The sequence below is a fragment of the Christiangramia aquimixticola genome (assembly GCF_048285835.1).
In the GTDB taxonomy this organism is placed as follows: Bacteria; Bacteroidota; Bacteroidia; order Flavobacteriales; family Flavobacteriaceae; genus Christiangramia; species Christiangramia aquimixticola.
Map to the genome: position 1 here is coordinate 1 of NZ_JBLVTL010000200.1, position 303 is coordinate 303.

General features: G+C 39.9%; 1 protein-coding gene. It reads right to left on the reverse strand.

Features of this window, described 5'->3' with window-relative positions; genetic code table 11:
* Positions 1–286 (reverse strand): hypothetical protein (locus ACNKXV_RS14120; RefSeq protein WP_417908352.1); only part of this gene is annotated, 286 nt, incomplete at its 3' end.
* Positions 287–303 lie beyond the last annotated feature (17 nt).

Consider the following 303-nt stretch of genomic DNA (forward strand, 5'->3'; position numbering starts at 1 on the left):
GCAAAAAATATCGGTCATACCAATGAACGAGCCGAAGAGATTCAGGATCCGTACTTTGGATTTTTGCAGTTTCATCAGGCAAAGAAATAGGAAAACCAAGGTTCTCAGCTACTTTTTCTCCATTTCTAAAAAAGCTCAGCAAGATCTCCTCATTTGAAGCATATAAGTGAAATAGATCATCCCCGACGATAGATATCTCTCCAAATGGCTCAGGGTAAGCCGTAATCAAGTCTCCATAGGTAGCAGAATTATCCCAAATGACCTGTCCTGTTTTTGCCACTTTCATAAAATGGGAAGACTGAT